The sequence below is a fragment of the Streptomyces sp. NPDC104761 genome, assembly GCF_055583445.1.
Genome location: NZ_JBVJNZ010000001.1, coordinates 129,781 through 142,732, shown reverse-complemented (window position 1 = coordinate 142,732; position 12,952 = coordinate 129,781). Strand labels below are relative to the sequence as shown.

Sequence of the window (12,952 nt, the reverse complement as noted above, 5' to 3'; positions counted from 1 at the left end):
GGAGGCACCATGACTGCACTGCCTCGGAACGTACCTTCAAGTGCTGATCTGCACGGACTGCGGTGGCTGCGCAGCAGCTACAGCACCGGAGCGAACAACTGCGTGGAGACGGCACGGCCGCGCTCCGGCCCGTCGGCCGGACTGCTCGCCGTGCGCGACTCCAAGGCTCCGGCCGGACCCGTACTGCTCTTCTCCCCCGAGAGCTGGGCGGGTTTCACGGCGGCACTCGCCGACTGATCAGCCCCAGAAGAGTCTGACCACACGCGAACGAGATCGGTCAGACCCACACCCATCCGTTCCCGACTCCCCATCCGCTCGCGAGCCAGGCCCGGCCGTGTCACGCCGACTCATGGTCGTGTCTCGCCGATCACACGTACAGCGCGTTCGATCTCGGTCCCGGAGAGGTCCGCACGGGCGGTCAGCCTGAGCCGTGAGATGCCGTCCGGCACCGACGGCGGACGGAAACAGCCCACGGCCAGGCCTGCCGTACGGCAGTCGGCCGCCCACCGCACGGCCTGCTCCGGGGACGGGGCCCGCACGGAGACCACCGCGGCGTCCGGACGTACCGCTTCCAGACCCGCGGCGGTCAGCCGTGCGTGCAGTTCCGCGGCCACCTCCCGGGAGCGCGCCGCACGCCCCGGCTCGCGGCGCAGCAGCCGCAGGGCCGCCAGCGCCGCCCCCGCCGCGGCGGGGGCGAGACCGGTGTCGAAGATGAAGGTCCGGGCCGCGTTGACCAGGTGGTCGATCACCCTGGCCGGCCCCAGCACCACCCCGCCCTGGCTGCCCAGCGACTTCGACAGGGTCGCCGTGACCACCACGTCGTCGGCCCCGGAGAGCCCGGCCGCGTACGGCGCGCCCCGCCCGCCGTCCCCGAGCACCCCGAGCCCGTGGGCGTCGTCGACGAGCAGCCCGGCGCCGTGCTCCCGGCACGCCTCGGCGAGCGCCGCCAGCGGTGCCGCGTCCCCGTCGACCGAGAACACCGTGTCGGAGACGGCCACAGCAGGCCCCTCGTGCGTCCCGAGGGCCTTGCGCACGGCGTCCGGGTCGGCGTGTCCGACGACCTGGGTGGCGCCCCGGGCCAGCCGGCAGCCGTCGATCAGGGAGGCGTGGTTGAGGGCGTCGGAGACGATCAGGGAGCCGTGCGGGCCGAGCGTGGTGACGGCGGCGAGATTGGCCGCGTAACCGGAGGAGAAGACCAGGGCGGCCTCGAACCCGCAGAATCCGGCCAGCTCCCGCTCCAGCTCGGTGTGGAGTTCGGTCGTGCCGGTGACCAGCCGGGAGCCGGTGGAGCCGCCGCCCCAGGTCCGGGCCGCCCCGGCGGCGCCCTCGGCGACCTCCGGGTGGTGGGCGAGGCCCAGGTAGTCGTTGCTCGCCAGGTCCAGCAGCGGCGAGTCGGCGGGGCGGGGGCGCAGGGTCCGTACGAGTCCGGCGCGGCGGCGCTGTTCCGCCTGTTCGTCGATCCAGCCGAACGCCATGGCCCCTCCGGTGAATTTGTAGGCAGTGGACAGACCCTAGCGGGATCATCAGGCGCCCACTGTGTGGCAATACCCACACGTCGAACTGACAGGGTTGTGCAAACTCTCCTTGGCCCGGAGCAGCCTCGTAGTACAGGATCGGCTCTCATGGACCTGCTGAACACGCTGGTGGACAAGGGGCTTCGGCGCGAGCTGCCGACCCGCGAGGAAGCGCTCGCCGTACTGGCAACCTCCGACGACGACGTGCTCGACGTGGTGGCCGCGGCCGGCAAGGTGCGCCGGCAGTGGTTCGGCCGGCGCGTGAAACTCAACTACCTGGTCAACCTCAAGTCGGGCCTGTGCCCCGAGGACTGCTCCTACTGCTCGCAGCGGCTGGGCTCCTCCACCGGGATCCTGAAGTACAGCTGGCTGAAACCCGACGAGGCCTCCAAGGCGGCTGCCGCGGGCCTGGCCGGGGGCGCCAAGCGGGTCTGCCTGGTGGCCAGCGGGCGGGGTCCGACCGACCGGGACGTGGACCGGGTCGCGGGCACCATCAAGGCCATCAAGGAGCAGAACGAGGGCGTCGAGGTGTGCGCCTGCCTCGGCCTGCTCTCCGACGGCCAGGCGGAGCGGCTGCGCGAGGCGGGCGCGGACGCCTACAACCACAACCTCAACACGTCCGAGGGGACGTACGGGGACATCACGACCACCCACACGTACGCCGACCGGGTGGACACGGTCAACAAGGCGCACGCGGCGGGTCTGTCGGCCTGCTCCGGCCTGATCGCCGGCATGGGCGAGAGCGACGAGGACCTGGTCGACGTGGTCTTCTCGCTGCGCGAGCTGGACCCGGACTCCGTTCCGGTGAACTTCCTGATCCCGGTCGAGGGCACCCCGCTGGCCAAGGAGTGGAACCTCACCCCGCAGCGCTGCCTGCGCATCCTGGCGATGGTGCGGTTCGTCTGCCCCGACGTGGAGGTCCGCATCGCGGGCGGCCGCGAGGTCCATCTGCGCACCATGCAGCCGCTCGCGCTGCACCTGGCCAACTCGATCTTCCTCGGCGACTACCTGACCACCGAGGGCCAGGCGGGCCAGGCCGACCTGGAGATGATCGCGGACGCCGGGTTCACGGTGGAGGGCGCCGACGAGGTGACGCTGCCCCAGCACCGGGCCGAGGTCCGGGCCGGCGGCTGCGGGTCGCACGGGGCCGAGGGCGCCGGGTGCGGATCCCACGGCGAGGACGGCTGCGGCTCGGTGTGCGGCTCCCATGAAGGTGCCGCCGAGGGTGCGGCCGGGGGTGCGGCCTTCCCCGCCGTCAACGAACCGCGCACCGACCTCGTCGCGGTCCGCCGCCGGGGAGCCGGAACGGATCTCGCGCCCAATGCCTGAGCCCGGCCTCGGCGTCCCCGAACTGCTGGAGCTCGACCGCCGGCACGTCTGGCATCCGTACGGCCCGATGCCCGGCCGGGCCGAACCGCTCGTCGTGGAGTCGGCGAGCGGGGTCCGGCTGCGGCTCGCGGACGGCTCCGGCGAGGTGGTCGACGGGATGTCGTCCTGGTGGTCGGCGATCCACGGCTACAACCACCCGGTGCTCAACGAGGCCGCGCACGACCAGCTCGGCAGGATGAGCCATGTGATGTTCGGCGGGCTCACCCACGAGCCCGCCGTCCGGCTGGCGAAGCTCCTCGTCGACATCACGCCGGCCGGCCTGGAGCACGTCTTCCTCGCCGACTCGGGATCGGTGTCGGTCGAGGTCGCGGTGAAGATGTGCCTGCAGTACTGGCGCTCCCTCGGCCGCCCCGCGAAGCAGCGCCTGCTGACCTGGCGCGGCGGCTACCACGGCGACACCTGGCAGCCGATGTCGGTGTGCGACCCCGAGGGCGGGATGCACGAGCTCTGGTCCGGGGTGCTGCCCCGCCAGGTGTTCGCGGACGCCCCGCCGGCGGAGTACGACGAGCCGTACGCCGAGCACCTGCGGTCCGTGATCGAGCGGCACGCGCACGAGCTGGCCGCGGTGATCGTGGAGCCGGTGGTGCAGGGCGCCGGCGGGATGCGCTTCCACTCCCCCGCCTACCTGCGGGTGCTGCGCGAGGCGTGCGACGCGCACGACGTGCTGCTCGTGTTCGACGAGATCGCGACCGGCTTCGGGCGCACCGGCGCGCTGTTCGCGGCGGACCACGCGGCCGTCACCCCGGACGTGATGTGCGTCGGCAAGGCGCTGACCGGCGGCTACCTGACGATGGCCGCGACGCTGTGCACCGCCCGGGTGGCCGACGGGATCTCGCGGGGTGAGGTGCCGGTGCTGGCGCACGGGCCGACGTTCATGGGCAACCCGCTCGCGGCCTCGGTCGCGTGTGCGTCGCTGGGGCTGCTGCTCGGCCAGGACTGGCTCGCGGAGGTCAAGCGGATCGAGGCGGGGCTGCGGGAGGGTCTGGCGCCTGCCCGGGAGTTCGCCGGGGTGCGGGACGTCCGGGTCCTCGGCGCCATCGGGGTGGTCCAGCTGGACCACGAGGTCGACATGAAGGCCGCCACGGCCGCCGCCGTGCGCGAGGGCGTGTGGCTGCGGCCGTTCCGCGACCTCGTGTACACGATGCCGCCGTACGTCACGGGTGACGCGGACGTGGCACGGATCGCGCGCGCGGTGTGCGCCGCCGCGCGGGAGGGATGAGCATGCCGATCCTGGTGATCACGGGGACGGGCACGGAGGTCGGCAAGACGGTCACCACGGCCGCCGTCGCCGCCGCCGCGCTCAGGGCGGGCCGCTCGGTGGCGGTCCTGAAGGCCGCGCAGACGGGGGTAGGCCCCGACGAGCGCGGGGACGCCGACGAGGTCGCGCGGCTCGCGGGTGCCGTGACGGCGGCCGAAGTCGCCCGTTTCCCCGAGCCGTTGGCACCGGGCACGGCGGCCCGCAGGGCGGGGCTGGCCCCCGTGCGGCCGCAGGACGTGGCCGAGGCCGCCGCCAAGCTGGCCACCGAGCACGAACTGGTGCTGGTCGAGGGCGCGGGCGGGCTGCTCGTCCGGTTCGACGCGGTGGGCGGCACGCTGGCGGACGCGGCCCGGCTGCTGAACGCGCCGGTGCTGGTGGTGGCGTCGGCCGGGCTGGGCACGTTGAACACCACGGAGCTGACGGCCCGTGAGCTGCGTGCCCGGGGGCTGGAGTTGCCGGGAGTGGTGATCGGGAGCTGGCCGGACGCCCCCGACCTGGCCTCGCGGTGCAATGTGGCCGACCTGCCGGAGGTGGCCGGGGCGCCGCTGCTGGGCGCGCTGCCCGCTGGGGCGGGGGCGTTGGCGCCCGCCGACTTTCGTGCGGTGGCGCCCAGTTGGCTGTCGGCGCGGCTGGACGGGAGCTGGGACGCGGAGGCGTTCCGGATGCGGGAAGCGCCGTAGGGGCAGGCCGCGCCGGTTCGGGTGCGGCGCCATCGTGGCTGGTCGCGCAGTTCCCCGCGCCCCCAAAGGGGCGCTTCATCGGCGCCCCCGAAGGGGCGCGGGGAACTGCGCGACCAGCCCCCACGCAGCCGCACCCGGCCGACGGCTAGGGCGACTCCCCGAGCAGCCGTACCAGTTCGATCCGGGATCGGATTCCCAGCCGGGCGAAGACGCCCCGCAAATGGTGGTCGATCGTGCGGGGGCTGAGGTTGAGACGGTCCGCGATCTCGCGGTTCGTGGCGCCCTCGGCGGCCATCCGGGCCACCACCAGCTGCTGGGCGGTGAGTACGGCGGCCGGGTCGGAGTCGGAGTGCGCCGTCAACGGGGTTCCCAGGGCGCGGAGTTCCGCGCGCGCCTGGGCGGCACAGTGCGGGGCGCCGAAGGACTCGAAGGCCTCCAGGGCACTGTGCAGCCGGTCGCGGGCCTCGGTGCGCTGCCGCAGTCGGCGCAGCGCACCGCCGAACAGCAGCTCGGTGCGGGCCCGTTCGAAGTCCCGGGTGCCCCGCGCGTGCAGGTCCAGTGCGGAGCGGTAGTGCTGGACCGCCTCGGCACCGGGGGCGAGCAGGGCCCGGCAGCGGGCGCTGAGCGCGAGGTCGTCGGGGCTGCGCACGGCCGTCGCCCAGCGGTCGTAGTCGGCGTGCGCGGCGCGGGCGACCCGGGTGTCCCCGGTGCGGACGGCGGCCTCCACGTAGTGCGGGGTGGCCAGGTGCCGTATGGCCCGGTGGCCGTGTCCTGGGCCGAACCCGGCGAGGGCGCGCAGCCGGGCGGCGGCCGCCGGGAACCGGCCGCCCGCCAGGTCGAGGAAGGCGAGCGCCCACTGGGCGAGGGCGGCGGGCAGGCCCAGTCCGTGCGCCAGGGCGTGCGAGCGGGCCGCGGCCGCGCGCTCCCGGCAGGCCTCCTCGTCCCCGGTGACGGCGGCGAACATGGCGAGCGCGGCCTGGAGATGGCAGGCCCCGTTGTCCTGTCCGGTGGCGTACGCCTGGCGCAGGGCCTCCCGGGCGGCGGCCTCGGCGGCCCGGGGGCGGCCGGTCCAGAAGTCGGCGTAGGCGCGGAACTCCATGGCCTGGGCGACGGTGCCGGGGATGCCGCGCGAGCGGGCGGAGGCGGCGGCCCGGAGGGTGGCGGTGACGGCCCGGGTGTGGTCGCCGAGCAGCAGCGCGGCGATGCCGGAGTGGATCAGCAGGCCGGGGTCGGCGCCGGGCCCGCAGCGGCCCGCGGTGCCCTTGAGGAGGAGCCGGGCGTCGGCGTAGCGGCCTTCGACGGCGCGGGCGAGGGCGGCGAGGATGCCGGACGGCGGGAGGTCGAGCCACTGGGCGAGGACATGGGCCTCGCGGCAGCGTCTGAGGTCGCCGGTGTAGAGGGCGGCCTCGGTGGCGAGGGCGAGGAGTTCCACAGCGTCGGCGGAACGTTCCTGCCTGACGGCGGCGCTGAGCAGGGCGTCGAAGGCCTCGGCGGCATCGCCCGCCCTGAGGGCGAGGACGCCGTTGAGGGCCGTGTTGTCCGTGCGGGCGGCGAGCCGTCGCGCCCGGTCGGGTTCTCCGGAGCGCCAGGCGTCGGCGGCGGCCAGGGCGAGGAGGCGGGCCTCCTCGGCCGGGTCGGGGCAGAGGTCGGCGGCCCGTTCGGCGAGGGCGCGGGCCAGGGCGGGGCGCCCTTCGGAGCGGGCCCGGTCGGCGGCGGTGCGCAGTTCCGCCGCGAGCCGGGCGCTGGGGCCGAGGGCGGCGGCGCCCCGGTGCCAGGAGCGGCGGGCCGTCTCGCCCTTGCCGCCGAGGACCCGGGCGAGCAGCAGGTGCGCCGCGCGCCGGTCGGCCGGTGAGCCCGTCTCGTAGGCGGCGATCCGGGTCCAGGGGTCGCGGAAGAACACCCCGCCGGCGCCGACGTGGGCGACCCCGGCCGCCTCGGCGGTCTCCAGCGGGCGGGTGTCGAGCCGGCCGGCGGTGACCGCGCGCAGGAAGGCGTGGGTGGCGACCGGGTACTGGTCGGCGGCGGCCAGCAGCAACAGCAGCCGGGCCTCGTCGGGCAGGGCGCGGATCTCCCGGCGCAGGGCGTGGAGCAACGCCGGTGCCAGTTCGTCCGGTTCGACCGGCAGCGGGTCGGCTCCCGCGGCCTGCCGTTCGGTGAGGCGCGGCACGAGTTCGGCCACGGCGCGCCGGTCCTCGTATACGACTCGTGTCACCCGGACGCGGACGCCCTCGGGGAGCGCCGAAGCCGGGCACGGCCCCGCGGAGGTCGGTTGCGGTGGCGAAGTGCGGTCAAGGTGTGGGGGGTTCACCGGTATCACCACACGAATGACGTTACTGGCGAGTTAGTTGATTCGTAAAGACTGGCGACTTCGCCGATGCGGCGCGCGTAGACCCGTCCTGACACTCCTGAACAACCCCACCCGTTTCAGGAGGCATCATGCAACGCGCCAAGCGTCGCATCGCAACCGCTCTGTCGGCGATAGCCGGTTCGCTCCTTCTGTCCCTCCCCCTGAGTGCCGGCACCGCGCAGGCGGCGAGCCACGAGCCGATCGTGTTCGTGCACGGTCTGAGCAGTGACTCCAGCAGCTGGAACACCTGGATCGCGGACTTCGAGGCGGACGGCTACTCGTCCTCCGAGCTGTACGCCATCTCCTACGACTGGACGAAGTCGAACGTCACCACCGCCTCGACGCTGTCCACCTACATCCAGTCCGTCCTCTCCAGGACCGGCGCCTCGAAGGTCGACCTGGTGGTGCACTCCATGGGTGCGCTCAACAGCCGCTACTACCTCAAGAACCTCGGCGGGACCTCGTACGTGGACCACTTCGTGTCGGTCGCCGGGGTGAACCACGGGACCAGTGTCGCCTCGCTGTGCGGCTGGCTGTACACCTCCTGCAAGGAGATGACGACCGGCAGCTCGTTCCTGACCGCCCTGAACTCCGGTGACGAGACGCCCGGCAGCGTCTCGTACGCGGCGTACTGGTCGGACTGCGACGCGGCCATCGACCCGGACACCTCGGCGGAGCTGAGCGGCGCGACCAACGTCGACGTCGGCTGCATCTCGCACACCGACATGAACGACGACCACGGCGTCTACGAGCAGGTGCGCGACTTCATCGGCTGAGCCGTCCGCGGCAGCGGGGGTGCGACGGGCCGCAACGGGGGACAATCACCGTAGACCTGCTTCCGTCGGGAGGTCCGTCATGCGGCTGATGTCCGCCGGCGCCGGGACACCGGTGCGGGATCCCGTCCACCACCCGCTGTTCGCGCGTTTCTACGCCCGCTACAGCGTCACCGCCGAGACGAGTCTCGGCATGGCGGCGATCCGGGAGCGGCTGCTCTCGGGGCTGTCCGGGCGGGTGATCGAGATCGGCGCGGGCAACGGGCTGAACTTCGACCGTTACCCCGGCTCGGTCGCGGAGGTCGTCGCGATCGAACCGGAGCGCACCCTGCGGCAGTTGGCGGCGGAGGCCGCCGTGCGCGCCGACGTCCCGGTGGACGTGGTGCCGGGCGCGGCGGAGGCGCTGCCGGTGAAGAGCGAGGCCTTCGACGCGGCGGTGTTCTCGCTGGTGCTGTGCAGCGTCCGGGATGTGCGGCGGGCGCTCGCGGAGGTACGGCGGGCGCTGCGGCCCGGCGGTGAGCTGCGGTTCTTCGAGCACGGCGCGGGCGGTGGCCCGGCGATGCGGTTCACCCAGCGGGCCCTGGACCGGACGGTGTGGCCGCTGCTCGGCGGCGGCTGCCATCTGTCCCGGGAGCCGGTCGCCGAACTGCGCGCGGCCGGGTTCGAACTCGGCCCGTACCGCCGGGTGTTCCTGCCGGAGCACGGCCCGCGGCTGCCCTCCTCGTACTGTGCGCTGGGCGTCGCGCGCAAGCCTTCGGGGGCTTGATCACGGACGTGCGGGCCGGTCACAGGCTCCAGCGGCGCAGTTCCTCGGCGATGTCCGCGACGCTCGCCTCGCCGTTCTTCACCAGCCGGGCCAGGTCGCGGACCTGCTCGGGCGAGGTGACGACCTTGAGGCCGCTGGCGACCAGGTAGGCGTAGGCGACCGAGGACGCGAACAGGGCGTTCGAGCGCTCCAGGGCCGGGACGTGGATCAGCAGCTGGAGCAGGGCGGCGGCGCGGGCCTGCGGGGTGTCGTAGACGGGGACGTCGAATATCTCCGCTTGGTGCCTGGCGACGGCGGCGATCAGCGCACCCCAGTCGGTGACCTGCGGGTCTCCGGGGGTCTTCTGTTCGGCGAGCATGAGGAGCCAGGCGAGGTCGATCGTCAGGTCGCTCAAGGGATCAGTGACGGCCTTCGGTCTTGTCCGACGTGTCGGTAGCCTGCGTCTCGCCGAACTCCTCGGCGAAGACGGACTCGTACTGCTTCATGAAATCGGCGGCGGCCTCGACGAACGTACGGCCGGCCTCACCCGTGTCCTGCATGACCAGTTCCTCTATGTAGCGGTTGACGCTCACACCGCGCGCGAGAGCGCGTTCGCGGGCCGCCCTGGCGGTGCCCTCGTCCACGCGCACGTTCAGCTGGGTCTTCGCCATACCTCGAAGCTAGCGCGGACGCGCTAGCAATGCCAGCGCGCATCGGAATCGAAAAGTGATACCGGCTGTGGGACGGGTCACACTACGCTCGACCCGGACAAAGAGGCCGGACAGAGAAGTCGGACAGATAAGTCGGACGATCGTCGCGCGACACGGGGAGGCAGTCTTGTCCACAGCAGCTGCGGAGGCGCCCGCCGCCGACGGGATCGCGGCCCGGGCCCGCGGACTGACCAAGGCGTACGGCGCGGGTGAGACGGCGGTGCTCGCCCTGGACTCGGTGGACGTCGACATCGCACGCGGCCGCTTCACCGCGGTGATGGGGCCCTCGGGTTCCGGCAAGTCCACGTTGATGCACTGCCTGGCGGGGCTGGACACCGTGTCGGCCGGTCAGGTCTGGCTCGGCGGCACCGAGACCACGGGCCTCAGGGAGCGCGAACTGACCCGGCTGCGCCGGGACCGGATCGGGTTCATGTTCCAGTCGTTCAACCTGATCCCGACCCTCAACGCCGCCGAGAACATCACCCTGCCCATGGACATCGCGGGCAAGAAGCCGGACGAGAAGTGGCTGGACCAGGTCATCGACACGCTCGGGCTGCGGGACCGGCTCAAGCACCGGCCCGCGCAGCTCTCCGGCGGCCAGCAGCAGCGCGTGGCCTGCGCGCGGGCGCTGGCCTCCCGCCCGGAGCTGATCTTCGCCGACGAGCCGACCGGGAACCTGGACTCGCGGGCGGGTCTGGAGGTGCTGGGCTTTCTGCGGCAGGCGGTCGACCAGCTCGGCCAGACGGTCGTCATGGTCACCCACGACCCGGGCGCCGCCGCCCACTCCGACCTGGTCCTCTTCCTCGCGGACGGCCGGATCGTGGACCGGATGGAGGGGCCGACGGCGGACGCCGTACTCGAGCGGATGAAGAGGTTCGACGTGGGACGCGGGTCCGCCGGGCCCGAGGAGGACTGACCCGGTGCTGAAAGCGACCCTGCGCAGCTTCCTGGCGCACAAGGGACGGCTGCTGCTGTCCGCGCTGGCCATCGTCCTGTCCGTGGCGTTCGTCGCGGGCAGCCTGATCTTCTCCGACACCGTCACCCGCACCTTCGACCGGCTGTTCGCCTCCACCTCCGCCGACGTGACCGTCGAACCGAAGGCGGACCTGAAGTCGCCCGTGCCGACCGGTGCCGTCCAGACCGTGCCGGCCTCGCTGGCGGGCGAGATCGCCAAGGTCGACGGAGTTGCGGCGACCCATGCGGACGTGTCCGTGCAGAACGTCGTGGTGGTCGACAGCCACCACAAGTCGGTCGGCCCGACCACCGGCGCCCCGACCATCGCCACGGACTGGTACCTCACCCACCGCAGCCCCCTGAAACTGACCTCGGGGCACGCCCCGCGGGGCGCCGGCCAGGCCCTGCTCGACGCGGACACCGCCGCCGGGAAGCACGTGCGCATCGGCGACACGCTCACCGTTCAGGCCCAGCCGGGCACGTTCGAGGTCGAGGTCGTCGGCATCGCCACCTTCACCACCACCAACCCGGGCGCGGCCCTGGTCTTCCTCGATCCGTCCGTCGCCGCCAGGGAACTGCTGGGCGCCCCCGGCCGGGCCACCAGCATCTCGGTGGACGCGGCGCAGGGGGTGACGGACGCCCGGGTCAAGAGCCGTGTCGGCGCGGTGATCGGGACCGGCAGGTACGACCTGAAGACCGCCGACGAGCAGGCCAAGTCCTCTGCCGCCGACCTCGGCGGCTTCCTCGACGTCATCAAGTACGTGATGCTGGGGTTCGCGGGCATCGCGACCCTGGTCGGCATCTTCCTGATCGTCAACACCTTCTCCATGCTCGTCGCCCAGCGCACCCGCGAACTGGGCCTGCTGCGCGCGCTGGGCGCCGACCGGCGGCAGATACGGCGGTCCGTGCTCACCGAGGCGGTGCTGCTCGGGCTGGTCGGCTCCACGCTGGGTCTGGCCGCCGGGATCGGGCTGGCGTTCGGGCTGATCGGGCTGATGAGCGCGTTCGGCATGCACCTCAGGGCCGCCGAGATGGTCATCGGCTGGGAAACGCCGGTCGCCGCGTACCTCGTGGGTGTCGGCGTCACGTTCATCGCCGCGTACCTGCCCGCCCGGCGCGCGGCCGCCGTGTCGCCGATCGCGGCGCTGGCCGACGCCGACATCGCCGGTGTGGGCAAGCCGCTCAGGGTGCGGGCGATCACCGGCTCGGCCGTCGGGGCGCTCGGGGTCGCGGCCCTGGTGGGGTGCGCGACCGCGGCCCGAACAGCGTCGGCGGCCTCGCTGCTGGGTCTCGGGGTGATCCTGACCCTGATCGCGACCGTCATCGCGGGCCCGCTGCTCGTCCGGCCCGTCATCCGGGTCCTCGGCGCGGCGTTTCCGGCCCTGTTCGGCTCGGTCGGCCGGATGAGCCAGCGCAACGCCCTGCGCAACCCGCGCCGTACCGGCGCCACGGCCGCCGCGCTCATGGTGGGGCTCGCCCTCGTCGGCGGGATGTCGGTGGCCAGCGCCTCCATGTCCAAGTCCTTCGACCAGCAGATCGACAAGACGCTCGGCGCCGACTTCGTCGTCCAGAACGGCAACTTCCTGCCGTTCACCCAGGAGATCACCGACAAGGTCCGCGGCACCGAGGGCGTCGGGCTGGTCGTGCGACAGCGGTTCGCGCCGGTGGCGGTACGGCTGCCGGACGGGAAACGGGTCACCACGACCGCCGCCGGGTACGACCCGCAGGTCGACGAGGTCGCCCACGTCGTCTACCGGGGCGGCGACACCGCGGCCGCGCTGGCCGACGGCAGCCTCGGCATGGACGTCGGCTTCGCGAAGGACCACAAGGTCCGCCTCGGCACCGTGCTGCCGGTCGAGTTCCAGGGCGGCAGGATGGCCGAGATGAAGGTGGGCGCCCTCAGCGACCAGGGCAGCGGTGGCGGATTCGGCACACAGGGCGGGTTGTTCTTCGGCATCGCCACCGTGGAGAAGTACGTCCCCGGCGGCCAGGACTCGGCGTTGTACGTCAACCGGGCCCCGGGTACCGGCGCCGATCAACTGCGCTCCCGGCTGGAGCGGACGCTGGCGCCGTATCCGCAGGTACAGGTGCGTGACCAGGCCGACTACAAGAAGCTGGTCCACGACCAGATCGCGGTCCTGCTCTACCTGGTGTACGCGCTGCTCGGGCTGGCGATCGTCATCGCGGTGCTCGGCGTGGTCAACACCCTCGCCCTCTCGGTCGTGGAACGCACCCGGGAGATCGGGCTGCTGCGCGCGATCGGGCTGGCCCGGCGGCAGTTGCGCCGGATGATCCGGCTGGAGTCGGTGGTGATCGCGGTGTTCGGTGCGGTGCTGGGCCTTGCGCTCGGACTCGTGTGGGGCGTGTGCACACAGCGGGTGCTGGCGCTTCAGGGCATGAAGGCACTGGCCATCCCGTGGGGCACGATCGTCGCGGTGGTGATCGGCTCGGCGGTCGTCGGTGTCGTGGCCGCGCTGCTGCCGGCGTTGCGCGCCTCGCGCATGAACGTGCTGGCCGCCATCGCGCACGAGTGAGAGGCGTGCCACCGTCCGTTCCGCTGCGGGGCCGGCCTGCTCCGGCCG

12 protein-coding genes are annotated in these 12,952 nt (G+C 73.1%); 8 read left to right on the top strand and 4 right to left on the bottom strand.

The annotated features are described in order from the left end of the window. The first annotated feature begins 9 nt into the window (after positions 1-9). Positions 10-237 (top strand): DUF397 domain-containing protein, encoded by a 228-nt coding sequence (locus ACZ63F_RS00650; RefSeq protein ID WP_093505857.1) that lies wholly within the window; start codon positions 10-12, stop codon positions 235-237. A gap of 110 nt (positions 238-347) precedes the next feature. On the opposite strand, the gene ACZ63F_RS00645 is transcribed toward ACZ63F_RS00650, so the two are convergent. After that, a complete protein-coding gene (locus ACZ63F_RS00645) occupies positions 348-1,475 on the bottom strand; it encodes an 8-amino-7-oxononanoate synthase (protein ID WP_469707388.1) in 1,128 nt (375 codons plus the stop codon). Between the two features lie 147 nt (positions 1,476-1,622). Here ACZ63F_RS00645 and bioB point away from each other — a divergent pair, with 147 nt between their 5' ends. Genes bioB through bioD form a run of 3 tightly spaced genes read left to right on the top strand, consistent with a single transcriptional unit; the run spans position 1,623 to position 4,841 of the window. Beyond that, the gene (bioB, locus tag ACZ63F_RS00640; RefSeq protein ID WP_469707386.1) at positions 1,623-2,843 is read left to right on the top strand and encodes a biotin synthase BioB; all 1,221 of its coding nucleotides are present in this window, start codon (positions 1,623-1,625) and stop codon (positions 2,841-2,843) included. Then, entirely contained in the window at positions 2,836-4,122 is a 1,287-nt protein-coding gene (locus tag ACZ63F_RS00635) for an adenosylmethionine--8-amino-7-oxononanoate transaminase (protein WP_469707384.1), read from the top strand. The genes bioB and ACZ63F_RS00635 overlap by 8 nt, the downstream gene beginning before the upstream one ends. Positions 4,123-4,124: 2 nt before the next feature. Beyond that, positions 4,125-4,841, top strand: coding sequence for a dethiobiotin synthase (gene bioD, locus ACZ63F_RS00630; RefSeq protein WP_469709265.1), 717 nt, complete (start codon positions 4,125-4,127; stop codon positions 4,839-4,841). A gap of 145 nt (positions 4,842-4,986) precedes the next feature. On the opposite strand, the gene ACZ63F_RS00625 is transcribed toward bioD, so the two are convergent. Further along, complete coding sequence (locus ACZ63F_RS00625) at positions 4,987-7,161, bottom strand: helix-turn-helix transcriptional regulator (protein WP_469707382.1); 2,175 nt, start codon at positions 7,159-7,161, stop codon at positions 4,987-4,989. Positions 7,162-7,277: 116 nt separating this feature from the next. Between ACZ63F_RS00625 and ACZ63F_RS00620 the strand changes: the two genes are divergently transcribed. Both ACZ63F_RS00620 and ACZ63F_RS00615 read left to right on the top strand, forming a co-directional pair. Next, positions 7,278-7,964 (top strand): esterase/lipase family protein, encoded by a 687-nt coding sequence (locus ACZ63F_RS00620; protein WP_351955706.1) that lies wholly within the window; start codon positions 7,278-7,280, stop codon positions 7,962-7,964. Between the two features lie 79 nt (positions 7,965-8,043). Continuing rightward, positions 8,044-8,727, top strand: a complete 684-nt coding sequence (locus ACZ63F_RS00615) for a class I SAM-dependent methyltransferase (RefSeq protein WP_469707379.1) — start codon at positions 8,044-8,046, stop codon at positions 8,725-8,727. Positions 8,728-8,746: 19 nt separating this feature from the next. Here the strand turns inward: ACZ63F_RS00615 and ACZ63F_RS00610 are convergent, their stop codons facing one another. Both ACZ63F_RS00610 and ACZ63F_RS00605 read right to left on the bottom strand, forming a co-directional pair. Then, on the bottom strand, positions 8,747-9,121 hold the full coding sequence (locus ACZ63F_RS00610) for a fic family toxin-antitoxin system, toxin component (RefSeq protein ID WP_469707377.1): 375 nt from the start codon (positions 9,119-9,121) through the stop codon (positions 8,747-8,749). 4 nt (positions 9,122-9,125) lie between these two features. After that, entirely contained in the window at positions 9,126-9,377 is a 252-nt protein-coding gene (locus ACZ63F_RS00605; RefSeq protein ID WP_351955708.1) for a toxin-antitoxin system HicB family antitoxin, read from the bottom strand. Positions 9,378-9,543: 166 nt separating this feature from the next. Here ACZ63F_RS00605 and ACZ63F_RS00600 point away from each other — a divergent pair, with 166 nt between their 5' ends. Further along, positions 9,544-10,332, top strand: a complete 789-nt coding sequence (locus tag ACZ63F_RS00600) for an ABC transporter ATP-binding protein (RefSeq protein ID WP_469707375.1) — start codon at positions 9,544-9,546, stop codon at positions 10,330-10,332. A gap of 4 nt (positions 10,333-10,336) precedes the next feature. Beyond that, positions 10,337-12,904: an ABC transporter permease gene (locus ACZ63F_RS00595; protein ID WP_469707373.1), complete on the top strand. Its 2,568-nt coding sequence runs from the start codon at positions 10,337-10,339 to the stop codon at positions 12,902-12,904. Positions 12,905-12,952: the final 48 nt, after the last annotated feature.